Here is a 15,392-nt window from a genome sequence, read left to right on the forward strand (position 1 = left end):
GTCTGATTCAAACCTGACTCCAGTTTTTCAACAGTACTTCTTTATGCATGAAGAACCATTGTAGCGCAATTATGGTAGCAGCGTTGTCAATGCGGCCATTTTCCAGCCATTCAAGGGCGTCTTTTTCTGCCACACGGTGAACTCGGATATCTTCTGACTCATGATCAAGGCCATGAATACCGCTGGCGGTAGTGGCATCCGTGGTGGCCATAAAAATATGAATACGCTCCGTGGTGCCGCCCGGACTGGCGAGGTAACTGGTAGCTTTACTCAGTTGCCTGAGCACAATACCGGCTTCTTCTTCAGCTTCACGGCAACACACATCCGCTTCGGTTTCACCTTCATCGATAATGCCGGCGATAACTTCAATTAACCAGGGATTATCACTGGTGGCCATTGCCCCTATCCGGATTTGCTCGATCAGTACGAATTCCTGCGTATCAGGATCGTAAGGCAGAACGGCAACGGCATGACCCCGTTCAAATATTTCACGGCGTACTGTATCGCTCCAGCCACCGGCAAACAGCTTGTGTTTGAAGTCGTAACGCACCATTTTAAAAAAGCCCTGATACAGTGGCGTTTTTGCTTCAATCTTTATATCGTTTGAGTTAAACATCCCGATTTTTTTGCTCATTTACATTCACTCTCGCATGTAAAAGCCTTATGATACTGGTCAACTTGAAACCGGCTGTTTAATCACCATTTTGGTTTTCTGGTAAAAAGCCGTACTCAAGCTTACAGAGAAAAGCGGCGATAACATATTCTGTTACAGTTAAACACGCCCTGTTACCAGAACAGACTACCGGTTTACGGAGTGATTTCATACACTTCATAGCTTATGAGTCCAGTGGACCGTCAATAATTACAGGAAGGCACATTAATGAAACGAACACTCTTATCGTTGATGGTTGGATTAGGTATTACCGCAGGTGTTCCGGCAACGGCATTTGCAGACGACCTTTTGCAAGTATATCAGCAGTCACTGGCAAATGATCCGGTTGTAAATCAGGCCAAAGCGCAACGGGACGCTGCCTACTCCGGTATTACCATCAGCCGTGCCTCTTTGCTGCCACAAATTTCAGGAACCGTAGGTTATACCACGTCTTCTGCTGAACGTGCCCAGTTTTTAGGCGAAGGTATCACCATGATCGACTCCGACAGTGATACCACCAGCTATGGCCTGAACCTTTCCATGTCATTATACGACCACGCCAATTGGGTAGGTCTGGACCGCGCGGAAAAAGTAGCAGAACAAAGCGACGCCACTCTGGCCTCTGCCATGCAGCAACTGATTGTACGGGTAACCACTGCGTATTTTGATGTGTTACGTGCGAAAGACAGTCTGGAATTTGTTAAAGCTCAGAAAAGTGCCATTGAGCGTCAGCTTGAACAAACCAAGCAACGTTTTGAAGTGGGCTTAACGGCGATCACTGACGTGCATGAAGCGCAAGCTAACTACGACAATACCATTGCTCAGGAAATTCAGGCAGAAAATGCCGTTGAGCTGGCACTTGAAGCACTTCGTGTAATTTCCGGTAAGTACCACGACAGACTGTACGAACTGAATACAGAGAACTTCTCTGCAACCATGCCACAACCGGCCACCCCGGATGAATGGCTGGAAACCGCCGAAGAGAAGAACTTATCGTTACTGGTTAACCGCCTGGCGATGGACATTGCGAAAGAAGACATTTCTTCTGCCCGTGCCGGTCACCTGCCAACACTGGATTTAACTGCGTCTGCGGGTAAGGACAAAACTCACAGTACAACGACTGTAGGTAACGAAGTTATCGACAACACCACGCCTTACCTCGACAGCTACAGCGTTGGTGTGCAACTGAACGTACCTATCTTCCAGGGCCTGAGCGTATCGGGACAAACTGAGCAGGCGAAGTTTAACTACATTTCTGCCAGTCAGGATCTGGAACTGACTTATCGTCAGACTGTTCAGTCAGTACGCAGCTCGTTTAACGATGTGAAAGCATCGATGTCGACAATCCGCGCACTGGAACAGGCTGTGGTTTCTGCCCGCAGTGCACTTGAAGCCACTGAAGCCGGTTTCGATGTGGGTACCCGTACCATTGTTGACGTACTGGACAGCACGCAAAACCTGTTTGATGCCCGCCGTAACCTGGCTGGTGCCCGCTACGATTTCATTCAGGCGGTAGTTAACCTGAAACAGGCAGCCGGTACGCTGACAGCACAGGATATTGAAATGATTAACAAAGGTTTACGTCCGGCGGATACCGAAAACAGTTAATTGTGAAGAGAAAAGCAAAAGCCGTTTGCCTTAGCGGGCAAACGGCTTTTTCGTATGTGCATGAAATAAGATTACTGGCCCGGGTCTGCTGAATGGGATTGCAACGCAGAAAGCATGGATAGCAAGTCATGCAGGTCCTCTTTCAGCGAGGAAGCATGCTCTGAAGTGGGAATAAAATTCTCCAGTTTTTCACTGGTATCCAGCAATTTTCCTTGCAAGCCTGATAATGAGTCATCCATTATACATGCCTTCGATGATGTTAACGTTAATGACATTGTAGAAAAACCAACTGCATTTTTGAAACACTCTTGATTCTTAATATTTATACTTAAGTAGTAATTTTGCCAACATCATGAAAGCCACTGAACTCCAGAATCGCTTTGAACGGATCCGTTCTAATAAAACATTTGAGATTTTTGTCATCTCAGTCATCATCATCTCCGCCTTACTGGTAGGCGCCAAAACCTATGATATGCCAAGAGGTTTTGCCTCGGTAACATTAATACTCGACTGGTTTATCAGTGCCTTTTTCCTGACGGAAATCACCATTCGCTTTCTGGGCGAGAAAAATAAAAAGCAGTTCTTCAAAAGCTTCTGGAACTGGTTTGATACGTTGATTGTGATTGTCAGCCTTATCCCGGCTGAAAGCACCGATCTTGCTCTCGTAGGCCGGCTGGTCAGGGTGTTCAGGGTTTTAAGGATGATTTCCATTATACCGGAATTGCGGATTTTGCTGGTGTCACTGGTAAAAGCCTTGCCTCAGCTTGGCTATGTCATGCTGCTGATGTTTATCATCTTTTACATCTATGCCGCCGTTGGCAGCACCTTATTTGAGCAAATTAACAGTGAACTGTGGGGCGATATCACTATTTCTATGCTGACGCTGTTCAGGGTAATGACCTTTGAAGACTGGACGGATGTCATGTATGAAACCATGGCAGTGTACCCGCTCAGCTGGCTGTACTATCTCACTTTTATCTTCTTTACGGCGTTTGCGTTTCTCAATATGGTAATCGGTATTGTGGTAGGTGTCATGGAGCAGGAAAACGCTGCCGCCCGCCGTGAAGCCGCCGCTGAAAATAATGAGCCCACACTGAATGATGTGATGGCCGAACTGAAATCACTCCGTGAGACAGTAAACAAGTTACAAAAATCACCGGACTGATCAGTTTAATCCATCACGGTGAAGCATAAAAAAATCCCCGCTGACGGCTCAGCGGGGATTTTTGTTTACCTTTGAATGCCGGGTAATCACAGACTGTAGCGAACGCGGATACGTTCCGCCCGCTTCTGCCCGTCGGTTGTCGTGAATTCCTGATTGCGCATTTTACGGCGTGCGACTTCTTTTTTGCCCATATCAAGCAGCAATTGAACGTAGTTCAGATACACAATATCGGCAACAGGCTGATCATTAACCACCGACTCATATAAAGACAGTGATTCCTCATACTTGTCCTGCTGAATAAGGATCTGCGCCAGTGTATCAACTGAATCCGCATTTTTAGGCTGCAGGCCAACGGCTTTACGCGCCAGTTCCATGGCCTTATTCAATTCACCATCTTCGTAGTACAGGTAAGCCAGGTTATTCAGTACCACAAAGTTTTCCGGCATTTGCTCTAAAATACCGGCGTACACAGATTTCGCCCCTTCTTTATCGGAGCCGATCAACCGCTCCGCCTTTAACATCGCAATGCGGATATCAGCCGGATGTGCCTCAAGATGACTGTCTATAAACGGGTTCACCTTTGGTGCCTGACCAGACGTTTCGTATGCTGCAACCACCAGTAACGCATTCTGGCTGTTCGGATTGGCGTCATATGCCGTCATGGCATCTTTCACAGCATCGGCGCTCTTACCTTCCAAAATAGCAACACGGGCGTAAATACTGCGCACAAAGGGCAACGCTTTAACGTTTTCAGGCATATCATCCAGAATCGCCTTTGCAGGCTTGGGTTGGCGGGTCATAGCCAGAAAATGGGCTTTAAGTAATTTGACCTGACTGTCAGGTTGTTTCGCCAGAAATGCATTAGTGAGATTCAGCCCCTGCTGATATTGTTGCTGTGCATCTAACAGTAACAACATTCCCAGCACAGCAGTTTTGTCCTGAGGATAGAGTTTCAGCCACGCATCGTAATGTGCCGCAGCGCCTTTCACGTCGTTCTGACGGATAAGCGTCTGACCTTTGAGGTTCCAGTATAACTTAGGCGTCTTGACCGTAGCCTGTACCGGCGCCAGCAAACTCATCACTCTGTCATCTTCGTTATTGGCAAAGGCGATACGGCCCGCTAATAAACGTAAATTCAGATCATCCGGCGTTTTCTGAAGCTGATCATAAACACCTTGTGCAACGGCGGCAGCATCGGCTTCATTAGTCTGTACAGCGACGGTGTATAACACATCTCTTGCCTGTACATTACCCGGTTCTTTTTTGAGAATATTATTTAACACCGCCACTGCTGCCGGCACGTCGCTTTCAGACAGAAGCAATCTGGCCTGTACCAGATCGATTTCAGTGGTACCGGGATTAAGCGCTTTGGCTTTTTCAATTTCAGCCAGGGCTCCCTCTTTGTCACCCTGCTTAAATGCAATTTCCGCCAGGAATAAGTGTGGCGTGTGGTTGTCCGGTTCTTTTTCAGCCCATTCCAGCGATGCGGCTTTCGCTTTATCGAGTTTGTTTGTGGTCATATAAGCCGTGATCAACGTACGTTGCGTCACTACAGACTCCGGCGCCATTTTGGCGGCAGCTTCCAGATTCACTAACCCGTCGATATCATTAACCGATAACTGCAGCACACCAAGTCTGGCAAGGTCTTCTGCGGTTTCACTCATGGTGCCGGATTTTTCAATCATGGCTTTGGCGTCTACCACGTTGCCCTGACGCAACAACTGATAACCGGCTTTTGAAAACAGTGATGCACCGGCTTCACCGTCAACTTCTACCCGGTTCAGGATCTGTGATGCGTCTTCTCCCTGCCCCATCTGCAACAAGCTGTCGGCCAGCATGCGTAACGCAGGATGATCGGCAGGTAAAGCAGGCGCCACCTCAGACAGGTACTCATTGGCTGCGGCAAAATCCTGCATCTGATAAGCCACATAGCCGCCCAGTAATCTGATCGCCGGATTGTTATTGCCATTACGCATGGCAGTTTCAAGGAAACTCATGGATTTTTCATAGTTGCCGGCATTAGCTTCGATGATACCTTTATACTGGTTAAGTAACGGATGCTGAGGGTTGTTGTTCAGCAGTTCCGAGACCATCGGGTCGGCATCTTCAGTTTTTCCTGCTTCGATTAGCAGCGTGATGTAAGCAAATTTACTGGTTACATCAGTGGGGTTACCTTCTACGTAGTCTCCGAAGGCATCCATGGCAAGCGCTTTATCACCTGTCGCCAGCGCCAGTTTGCCTAACTGTTGCAACACATCTTTGTTTTGCGGTGCCTGCTCACGCAGAGCTTTTAATGATGAGAGCGCACCTTCTGCATTCTCATTGATAATATCACGGTAAGTTAACGCCAGCCCCTTATACACCGAACTGGTATCGAGGGTTTCTAACTGATCGATCAGCGCCAGCGCATCTTCATTCTTGCCCAGTTGCGCCATGGCCTGCATTTTGTAAAAGCCAACTTCTGCAGATTCGACTGCAGTCATGCCTTCCATTTGAAAATCAACACCGGCCAGCGCATTTTCAGCGCCGGTTTTCTGATAGGCCACAGAGAGATAAGGAATCACTTCCGAGGCAGACTGCCCCAGATCCAGTGCACGGTTAAGTTCTTTTTCAGCGCCGTCAAAGTCACCGGTTTGCAGATAATATTTACCCAGTTCGAAACGGGGTTCAGGTGCTTTAGGATTACTTTTTATCGCGTTTTTAAACTCGATAATGGCTGCATCACTATTATTCGCATTGGCGAACTGCTTCGCAGCTTCAAGGTGTTCTTCTGTGGATTTTTTGCCGCAGCCGGTGAGACCCGCAGATAAGCATGCAGCAATCGCCAGAGGCACTATTATCCGTTTTCCTGTTTTGTTATAATTCATCCTTTGTACCTTTACTTTCTTGTTTGGTATTCCACTCCTATCTGGAATATAATACCTCTTTAGTAAAACAGCCCGCGCCACCTCAAGATACATGATTCACAGAAGATACATGATTCAGGGGTACTCCGGGTAATCGTGCCGGCGTGTGCCGTGCCCACCTCTTTCATATAATCATTCAGGATCATTAATGACCAATACTGTCGAGCTGACATTTAAAGACCTTAACTTACCAGAAAGCATACTACAGGCTCTGGAGAAAGTTGGCTATGAAAAGCCATCCCCCATCCAGGCTGAAAGTATCCCGCTACTGCTTGAAGGCCATGACCTGTTAGGTCAGGCGCAAACAGGTACAGGTAAGACTGCGGCCTTTGCCCTTCCAATGCTCGCAAATATCGACCCGGAAGCAAAATTACCGCAATTGCTGGTACTTGCTCCAACCCGCGAACTCGCTATTCAGGTGGCGGAAGCTTTTCAGGTTTATGCCAGCTTTTCGCAGAAAATTAAGGTACTGCCTGTATACGGTGGTCAGTCTTACGATAACCAAATTCGTCAGCTTAAACGTGGCGTACAGGTTGTTGTTGGTACCCCGGGCCGTATCATCGATCATATTAACCGCAAAACATTAAACTTAAGTGAACTGAAGTTTCTGGTGCTCGACGAAGCTGACGAAATGCTGCGCATGGGCTTCATCGATGACGTTGAAACCATCTTAAGTCATGCTCCGGAAGAAAAGCAGACTGCGCTGTTCTCGGCAACCATGCCAGGACCAATCAAAAAGATTACCCAGCGTTACCTGAAAAATCCGAAGCACGTTAAAATTGAATCGAAAGTTTCAACGGCCAGCACTATCCGTCAGCGTTACTGCCAGGTTGCACCACACCATAAGCTGGAAGCGTTAACCCGTATTATGGAAGTGGAACCGTTTGACGGCATGATCATTTTCGTACGTACGAAAACGGCGACTGTTGAATTATCTGACAAACTGTCTGCCCGTGGCTACGATGTTGAGCCACTGAACGGTGATATCCCGCAGAATGCCCGTGAACGCACAGTAGAAAAACTCAAGCAGGGTGCTATCGACATTCTGGTTGCAACAGACGTTGTTGCCCGTGGTCTTGACGTTGAACGTGTAAGCCACGTTGTTAACTTTGATATTCCTTACGATACAGAGTCATACGTACACCGTATCGGTCGTACAGGCCGTGCAGGTCGTAGTGGTGAAGCAATTCTGTTCATTTCTCACCGTGAAAAGCGTTTACTTTTCGCCATTGAGAAAACCACGCGTCAGCCAATTGAACGTATGCCGATTCCTTCAATTAATGAATTGAACGAAACGCGCCTGAGCAAGTTCAAGCACGCGGTGAGCGAAGCAACCAGTGATGACAGCCTGGAATCTCTGATGCCTATCGTGGAATCTTTACAACAGGAAACAGAAGCTTCGCCTGAGCGTTTGATTGCCGCACTGATCAAACTGGCACAAGGTGACGAACCACTGTTACTGAAAGAATCTGACCGTCCTGATTTGCACAGCAAACCACAACGGGAAGATCGTGGTGACCGCGGCCCCCGTGATCGTGGCGACCGTGGCCCCCGCGGAGACAGAGGCGACCGTCGTGGTAAGCGCGCTTCAAGCAAGCCTGAAGCCGGCATGCAGCGTTACCGTATTGATGTTGGTCATACTCACGGTGCCAAGCCCGGTAACATTGTTGGTGCAATTGCTAACGAAGGGAATATCAACAGCAAGAACATTGGTGCTATCGAAATTTATGATAAATTCAGCACCGTTGATTTGCCTCAGGGCATGCCCCGTGAAACCAAAGAGCTGCTGCAGAACACCCGCGTAGCCGGACAAAAGTTGTCTATCCGCGAGTGGTCCGATACGCCGCCAAAGCGCCGGGCTCCCCGCAAAAACTAAATGCTCGAAGGCAAGCGTTATAGCTTGCCTTTTTTATATGCCATTTGGAAATAAGAAGGCACAAAACAACTCTTTTCTTTGCACGGAATCCCGTCAAAATAGTCCTATCACCACTGCGTTATTATCAGCGTTACAGGATCCACAGGCACATGCGTTACTTCCCGTTATTTATCGACACTCAACAATCTCATTGCCTGATCGTAGGTGCCGGAGAAGTGGCAGCCCGAAAACTGGAGTTAATCCTGAAATCCGAAGCCAGCGTGACTGTTGTCGCGCCATGGATGTGCGACACCGTAAAATCCTACGCGGATAATCCCCGGGTCACACTCATTGAACGTGAATTTGCGGATACTGATCTGACCGATCAGCAAATGGTATTTGTGGCCACCAGCGAAACCGGCATTAATCAGCATGTACATGATATTGCCCGTGAAAAAGGCATTTTGGTTAATGTGGTAGATAACACACCACTTTGCCAGTTCATCACGCCCTCGATTATTGACCGTTCCCCCATTGTTATTGCAATGAGCAGCGGTGGTGTCGCTCCGGTATTACTGCGTTATTTACGTCAGAAGCTGGAGTCAGTGATACCGGCAAATATCTCCCGTCTGGGCGCTTTTTCCGAGAAATTCCGTGAGAAAGTGAAGTCCTCACTGAAGGGCGTAACGGCCAGACGGTATTTCTGGGAAGACGTACTGGATGGCGACATAGCCGAGCTGGTAGAAAAAGGCCAGGACGACAAAGCCAACGCCAAATTTCTGGAAGCACTGTCAGCAGCGCAAAGCGAACAAAAAATTGAAGGTCAGGTCTATCTGGTAGGTGCAGGCCCCGGTGATCCTGATCTGCTGACATTCCGCGCCCTGCGCCTGATGCAGAAAGCGGATGTCGTGGTTTACGACCGGCTGGTGTCTCCTGCCATTCTTGAACTGGTGCGCCGGGACGCCGAAAAGATCTATGTGGGCAAGGCGAAAAGTAACCATACACTGCCTCAGGACCAAATCAATTCACTGATGGTCGAAGAAGCGAAAAAAGGTAACCGTGTTGTCCGTCTGAAAGGGGGCGACCCGTTCATATTTGGTCGTGGCGGCGAAGAAATCGAAGAACTGATAGCCGCCGGTATCGATTTTCAGGTCGTGCCCGGCATTACCGCAGCCAGCGGTGCCAGTACTTACGCCGGTATTCCGTTAACACACCGCGACCATGCCCAGTCTGTTACCTTTGCTACCGGCCATCTGAAAAACGGCACCATCGATTTGAACTGGCCGGCACTTGCACATCAAAATCAGACTATCGTGTTTTACATGGGTCTCACCGGCCTGCCTGTTATTTGCAGCAAGCTGATTGAACACGGTTTGTCTGCTTCCACGCCCATTGCGCTGGTTCAGGAAGCAACCAGAGAGTCTCAGAAAGTCATTACCAGTACTCTCGATACTATCACCGCTCATCCGCAACTGGATGAAATGAAGCCCCCTACACTCATTATTGTGGGCAGCGTAGTCACACTGCATAAGAAGCTGGACTGGTTTACTGCTTAACCCTTTGTTAAATTCAGGTTTTGTTCCATACTCTGTGTAATTGCCGGGCAGATTGTTCCGGCGGATTTTGACGCATTGCGCCCCGGCGCAAATGGATACGATCTGATATGAATATCTCTCTGCTCCGGTGGTGGTTGTTTTGTTTTATGTTTGCCGCTACCGGCGCCATAGCAGAACAAACGGCTTTTAAAAAAAATACTGCCGGCGGCCAGACAACGTACCAGTACAAGTGGCTTGATGCTCAGGACAGAACCCAGTCTGTCAGTTTTGCGCTGGATAACAAAAAGCTGGCAGCGGGACCAAGGGAACAGAAAAATTACCGTCCTGAGCTTGCCATGCGATATGTAACGGTAGAGTTGCTGAATGTGGCCCGTCAGTTCAACCCTAAAGATGCCAATATTCAAATCAGGCAACAGGGCGACAAAGTATCAATAAAAGTGAAATCCCGTAATAAGGAAAAACTGGCAGCCATTCAGGGCCAGCTGGCGCAAGCGAAGGAAAAAGCATTCAACGATTACCTGCACCAGCACTACTACACTCGCTACCGCACATCATTTAATCAGGAAGCCATCAAGCCGGATCATATAAGGTACATTAATGAGATGACCGGCACACTGATCCCGCTCTCACAAGCATTTTACGAGAAAGTGGATGCACAGGCGGATGCCAGAGAATATTTCAATATTCTGCTCAGTTGGGTGCAAAGCATTCCCTACGACGCACTGGATAACCGGGCACAAAGTAACGGTTCAGGCTTTGCGCCTCCCGCCCAGTTGCTGGCTGAAAACCGTGGTGACTGTGACAGCAAATCCGTATTAACCGCTTCCATCGCCAGAGCCTTTCTGCCGGACACTGCCATGGTACTGGTGTTATTGCCCGACCACGCCCTGCTGGGCATAGCACTTACACCACGCAAAGGCGAGAGAACCATAAAAGCCGACGGCAAAACCTACGTGTTGATTGAACCCACCGGCCCGGCGTTATACGAAGTGGGTGAAATTGCGCCAACCTCTGAATTTGCCGTAGCACAGAAAAAATATACGCTGGAAGAAATTCAGTAAAAAAGGCCGCGCAGAGGCGGCCTGAAAGGGTTAATTCAGCTCAGAGTTCCTGCTCGGCAAACTCTGCCAGACGTGAGCGTACCACCCCGTCCAGATTAATCGTGGCGCTGCCGGAGAAATTCTTGAACCTTTCTACCAGATAGGTCAGCCCCGATGTTACCGCTGACAGATAATTGCTGTCTATCTGTGCCAGGTTACCCGAACAAATCAGCTTAGTGCCCTCCCCGCACCGGGTAATAATGGTTTTCAGTTGGGCAGCCGTCAGGTTTTGCGATTCATCCAGGATGACTATGGAGTTCTGGATGCTTCGCCCCCGCATAAAGTTTACGGACTTAAACTGGATGTTCGCTTTCTCCATGATGTAGTTCATCGAGCTTTTCGCGTTTTCATCATGCTTATGCAAGACTTCCAGCGAATCGGTGATGGCTGCCAGCCAGGGGGCCATCTTCTCTTCCTCAGTGCCCGGCAGGAAACCGATGGACTCAGCAATTTCCGGCGTAGAACGGGTAACGATAATTTTATCGTACATGTTCTTCTCTACCACCATTTCAAGGGCGGCAGCCAGCGCCAGCAATGTTTTACCGCTTCCGGCAGGCCCGGTAAGAATAACCAGGTCAATATGCGGGTCCAACAGCGAGTGCAGTGCCATTGCCTGGCCAATATTTTTAGGAGATATGCCCCATGCATGACGGCTCATTAACCGCTCGTATCCTAAATCGAGCACTTCCAGCGCGTCAGAAGTCATATCCTCAACAATACCGGCGAACTGCTGCGTATCGTCCAGCAGGTATTCGTTGATATAGGGATCTTCCATGACATTACGGGGTATCGTGTGGATGGTGTCTCTGCCTTCCGAGCGGCTTTCCACCGATTTCACCTTTTCCCAGAAATTGCCTTCAAATTTATGGAAGCCCTTCGACAAGTATTTAATGTCTGTGATGAGCTGGTCGGTACGGTAGTCTTCTACGTGAGCAAGCCCTGCGCCTTTTGCTTTCAGGCGCATGTTCAGATCTTTCGTCACCAGCACAACTTGCTGGGGTGCATAGGTTTTCTGCAGATGCAGCGCCACATTAATAATACGGTTGTCATTTTCGTTGCTGGTAAATATTTGCTGGGATTCAGCCATATTCAAATCAGCGAAAATAGACAGTGCACCAGTGGGTTTATTTTCTCCTGCACCCAGCCCTTCGAGGGATACGCCTGCCAGCATGTCTTCCGGGGTGGCGTCATGGAGTAAGTCTTCCATTGAGCGGATAGACACTCTGGCATCACGGGCAACGTCTTTTTTACTGTCTTTGATGTAATCGAGTTCTTCAAGAACGGTCATCGGAACGACAACGTCATTTTCTTTGAATGAGAGAAATGCAAGGGGTTCGTGTAGCAGAATATTCGTATCTAAAACGTAGATCTTTGTTTCTGTGGATTTTTTTCTTGGCATCCTTCGCTCCGTCAAGAGTAAAACCTCGCCCGCCTGATTACTGACGTGCAATCAAGAGTCCCGCGAAGGAGAAGATGCCTGTGTCGAACCGGACGCTCAACTCCATGTCGCGTCGACCTTCAAATTAACCATAATCCAGTTTTCCCGGCTTGGCTATTAATTTCTTTTCTGATTGCGCAAGTAGCAAACCCGATCCGGATTTCATCAACAGTCCGTCAGCCTTCGGCTACACTTCTGTGAAACTTACCCGGTATGGTGCTTCACGGCTTTATTCGTACAGCGGTGTTCAGTACAATACCGGCCGCTAAAATAAAGGGTGGTAATATGAGTTCTGTAAATACGTTTTCAGCCGGTCAGCGCTGGTTGAGTAACACTGAGTCTGAATTAGGTTTAGGGGCTGTGCTCAGCGTCGATTTTCGTTCTGTTGAGATACTTTTTCCTGCAACCGGTGACAGCCGTATTTACACGAAGGACAACGCCCCTCTTACCCGTCTTATCTTTACTGAAGGCGACGTAATTACCAGCGAAGAAGGCTGGACTTTACAAATACAAAAGGTAGAAGAAAGCAACGGTGTACTGATTTATCACGGATTGCGCGAAGACACCAAAGAAACGGCGCGACTGCCGGAAACCTTTCTCGACCATCACATCCGGCTGAACCAGCCGGAGCAGCGTTTATTTAACTTTCAAACCGATACTCCAAAGTGGTTCGAACTGCGCCAGAAAGCTCTGGAACATCAGCATGCGTACCTGAAATCAGGCACGATTGGCTTGTCCGGTGCGCGGATTGAATTAATCCCTCACCAGTTACACATTGCCTCTGAAGTGGGCAACCGTCATGCACCAAGGGTATTGCTTGCCGATGAAGTGGGATTGGGTAAAACCATTGAAGCCGCACTGGTTATTCATCGCCAGTTAAAAACCGGCCGGGCACAGCGGGTACTCATTGTGGTACCGGACTCTCTGGTCCATCAGTGGCTGGTTGAAATGCTGCGCCGGGTAAATCTGGCCTTCGCTATTTTTGATGAAAGCCGTTGCGATGCGCTGGACGAGTCGGGCACGAACCCGTTTGAGAACGACCAGCTGGTACTGTGCAGTATCAGTTTCTTAAAAGACAATCCTAAACGCCACCAGCAAGCGCTGGATGCAGGCTGGGATTTACTGGTTGTCGACGAAGCCCATCATCTGGCCTGGTCCAAAGATGCGCCTTCTGAAGAATATCAGCGCATTGAGGCTCTGGCAGAAATCACCGCCGGCGTTCTGCTGTTAACAGCCACCCCTGATCAGCTGGGACATGAGAGTCACTTTGCCCGTCTGCGGCTGTTAGATCCTGCCAGATTCCATGATTACAATCACTTCCTTGAAGAAGAAAGTCAGTACAGTGCACTGGCAGAAGCAGTGTCACCGTTACTTACAGACGAGCCATTATCTGCAGACGCGAGAGAAAAACTCACGTCTCTCGCGCCTGAGATAACCGGCCGCTACAGCGATATGGATGAACCGGCCACACGTAAAGCCATTCTCAGCCAGCTGATTGATACACATGGCACAGGCCGGTTGTTATTCCGTAACCGTCGCGCCGGTATTGAAGGCTTCCCGGTAAGAATGCTGAACAGCTATCCGTTGCCTCTGCCGGAAATGTACGACAGTGCCGTCTGCGGCGGTGAACTCTTCGACGCGTTATATCCGGAGCGCCAGAGCGCACTGGTTAACAGCTGGACCGATAACGACCCCCGTGTTGACTGGTTGCTGGAATTTTTACCCTCAGTCCGCCCTGCCAAAGTTCTGCTGATTTGTGCCGACAAACGCACCGCACAGCAACTGGGTGAAGTGATCAGAACCCGCAGCGGTATTCGCCAGAGTGTATTTCATGAAGGCATGAGTATTGTAGAGCGGGATAAAGCGGCCCACTATTTCTCCGACCCGGAAGAAGGGGCGCAGATTTTACTGTGTAGTGAAATTGGCAGCGAAGGCCGTAACTTCCAGTTTGCCCATCATCTGGTGCTGTTTGATTTACCGCTTACACCGGACTTACTGGAACAGCGTATCGGTCGTCTGGACCGCATTGGTCAGACAAAAGATATTCAAATCCACGTGCCTTACATCAGTCAGTCTGCTCAGGAAGTGCTGTTGAAATGGTATCGTGATGGGTTAGGTGCTTTCTCACATACCTGCCCCACAGGCTCAGGTGTATTCGAAGAAGTGCAGGCGCAATTGGTGGAAGCCTGCCTTGACCCTGAAAACGAAGCGCTGGTTTCTGAACTGGTTACCACCAGTAAAGCCCTGAATGACACACTGAAAGCCAGACTGGATGCCGGCCGCGATCGTCTGCTGGAATTGAATGCGTCAGGGGAAGGTAAGGTAGACGGGCTGCTCGAAGAAATTGTTGAGCAGGATGCATCTGTTGAGCTGTCCCGCTTCATGGGCCGCCTGTTTGATGCCCTTGGCGTTAATCAGGAAGAGAAAGGTAACGACTGCTTCATTCTGACACCATCAGAATCGATGGTTAACCACCTTCCGGGGCTGGATCCTGAAGGTATGACAGTCACCTATCGCCGCCGCATTGCCACCACGCTTGAGCATGTGCACTTTTTAAGCTGGGACCACCCGCTGGTCCACAATGCCATCGATATGGTATTAACGGATGTACTGGGTAAAGCCAGTGTCGGGTTTATCGCTGATAAAGGTTTGCCGAAAGGGGCATTCTGGCTGGAGTCACTGTTTGTACTTCAGGCAAACGCAGATCGCAAGTTGCAACCGGGCCGCTTCCTGCCGGCAACACCGCTGCGCATTTGTACCGATGGCCACGGAAAACCGGTAGACCTGGTCTTTGACGCTCCCCGTAAAGCCGGCAGAAAAATTGTTCAGCAACTGATTCAGGCATTGCAACAACCGCTGACACTGCACATTGAAAAAGCCACCGCAGCGGCTCAGCAACAAGCGAACCAAATTCAGCATGATGCCATTGAAACCATGCAGGCAACCCTTAGCGCAGAAGCCCGCCGCTTACGGGATTTACAAGCACAGAATCCGTCAATACGGGACAGTGAAATCGAATTTATTGAGACCCAGCTGACGGGCTTAACCGCCGCGCTGCAGTCTGCAACAGTTCAACTGGAAGGCCTGCGTATCGTGGTGAATAATCCGTGAG

10 protein-coding genes are annotated in these 15,392 nt (G+C 49.1%); 6 read left to right on the forward strand and 4 right to left on the reverse strand.

Features of this window, described 5'->3' with window-relative positions; all coding sequences use genetic code 11:
* Positions 1–7 precede the first annotated feature (7 nt).
* The gene (gene nudF / locus ACXAGC_RS15220; RefSeq protein ID WP_474845146.1) at positions 8–634 is read right to left on the reverse strand and encodes an ADP-ribose diphosphatase; all 627 of its coding nucleotides are present in this window, start codon (positions 632–634) and stop codon (positions 8–10) included.
* Between the two features lie 246 nt (positions 635–880).
* On the opposite strand from nudF, the gene tolC reads away from it, so the two are divergent.
* Positions 881–2,260, forward strand: coding sequence for an outer membrane channel protein TolC (gene tolC / locus ACXAGC_RS15225; protein WP_119500025.1), 1,380 nt, complete (start codon positions 881–883; stop codon positions 2,258–2,260).
* Positions 2,261–2,331: 71 nt separating this feature from the next.
* Here tolC and ACXAGC_RS15230 read toward each other — a convergent pair whose 3' ends face one another.
* On the reverse strand, positions 2,332–2,499 hold the full coding sequence (locus ACXAGC_RS15230) for a hypothetical protein (RefSeq protein WP_474845148.1): 168 nt from the start codon (positions 2,497–2,499) through the stop codon (positions 2,332–2,334).
* Positions 2,500–2,612: 113 nt separating this feature from the next.
* On the opposite strand from ACXAGC_RS15230, the gene ACXAGC_RS15235 reads away from it, so the two are divergent.
* Positions 2,613–3,425 (forward strand): ion transporter, encoded by an 813-nt coding sequence (locus ACXAGC_RS15235; protein ID WP_303573822.1) that lies wholly within the window; start codon positions 2,613–2,615, stop codon positions 3,423–3,425.
* An 86-nt stretch (positions 3,426–3,511) separates the two neighbouring features.
* On the opposite strand, the gene prsT is transcribed toward ACXAGC_RS15235, so the two are convergent.
* Positions 3,512–6,292 (reverse strand): XrtA/PEP-CTERM system TPR-repeat protein PrsT, encoded by a 2,781-nt coding sequence (gene prsT, locus ACXAGC_RS15240; protein WP_474845150.1) that lies wholly within the window; start codon positions 6,290–6,292, stop codon positions 3,512–3,514.
* Positions 6,293–6,479: 187 nt separating this feature from the next.
* On the opposite strand from prsT, the gene ACXAGC_RS15245 reads away from it, so the two are divergent.
* The 3 genes from ACXAGC_RS15245 to ACXAGC_RS15255 all read left to right on the forward strand — a co-directional run bounded on the left by ACXAGC_RS15245 (position 6,480) and on the right by ACXAGC_RS15255 (position 10,803).
* The gene (locus ACXAGC_RS15245) at positions 6,480–8,207 is read left to right on the forward strand and encodes a DEAD/DEAH box helicase (RefSeq protein WP_474845152.1); all 1,728 of its coding nucleotides are present in this window, start codon (positions 6,480–6,482) and stop codon (positions 8,205–8,207) included.
* Between the two features lie 149 nt (positions 8,208–8,356).
* A complete protein-coding gene (cysG, locus tag ACXAGC_RS15250) occupies positions 8,357–9,742 on the forward strand; it encodes a siroheme synthase CysG (RefSeq protein ID WP_474845154.1) in 1,386 nt (461 codons plus the stop codon).
* 107 nt (positions 9,743–9,849) lie between these two features.
* Positions 9,850–10,803, forward strand: coding sequence for a hypothetical protein (locus tag ACXAGC_RS15255; RefSeq protein WP_474845156.1), 954 nt, complete (start codon positions 9,850–9,852; stop codon positions 10,801–10,803).
* Positions 10,804–10,843: 40 nt separating this feature from the next.
* On the opposite strand, the gene ACXAGC_RS15260 is transcribed toward ACXAGC_RS15255, so the two are convergent.
* Positions 10,844–12,241, reverse strand: a complete 1,398-nt coding sequence (locus ACXAGC_RS15260) for a PhoH family protein (protein ID WP_474845158.1) — start codon at positions 12,239–12,241, stop codon at positions 10,844–10,846.
* Positions 12,242–12,565: 324 nt separating this feature from the next.
* Here ACXAGC_RS15260 and rapA point away from each other — a divergent pair, with 324 nt between their 5' ends.
* A complete protein-coding gene (gene rapA, locus ACXAGC_RS15265; protein WP_474845160.1) occupies positions 12,566–15,391 on the forward strand; it encodes an RNA polymerase-associated protein RapA in 2,826 nt (941 codons plus the stop codon).
* Position 15,392: the final 1 nt, after the last annotated feature.

This window comes from Alteromonas sp. AWJ4_197 (genome assembly GCF_056160285.1).

Coding starts and splice junctions, on each gene's coding strand:
- nudF (WP_474845146.1), bottom strand. CDS start 634: ATGAGCAAAAAAATCGGGATGTTTAACTCAAACGATATAAAGATTGAA.
- tolC (WP_119500025.1), top strand. CDS start 881: ATGAAACGAACACTCTTATCGTTGATGGTTGGATTAGGTATTACCGCA.
- ACXAGC_RS15230 (WP_474845148.1), bottom strand. CDS start 2,499: ATGGATGACTCATTATCAGGCTTGCAAGGAAAATTGCTGGATACCAGT.
- ACXAGC_RS15235 (WP_303573822.1), top strand. CDS start 2,613: ATGAAAGCCACTGAACTCCAGAATCGCTTTGAACGGATCCGTTCTAAT.
- prsT (WP_474845150.1), bottom strand. CDS start 6,292: ATGAATTATAACAAAACAGGAAAACGGATAATAGTGCCTCTGGCGATT.
- ACXAGC_RS15245 (WP_474845152.1), top strand. CDS start 6,480: ATGACCAATACTGTCGAGCTGACATTTAAAGACCTTAACTTACCAGAA.
- cysG (WP_474845154.1), top strand. CDS start 8,357: ATGCGTTACTTCCCGTTATTTATCGACACTCAACAATCTCATTGCCTG.
- ACXAGC_RS15255 (WP_474845156.1), top strand. CDS start 9,850: ATGAATATCTCTCTGCTCCGGTGGTGGTTGTTTTGTTTTATGTTTGCC.
- ACXAGC_RS15260 (WP_474845158.1), bottom strand. CDS start 12,241: ATGCCAAGAAAAAAATCCACAGAAACAAAGATCTACGTTTTAGATACG.
- rapA (WP_474845160.1), top strand. CDS start 12,566: ATGAGTTCTGTAAATACGTTTTCAGCCGGTCAGCGCTGGTTGAGTAAC.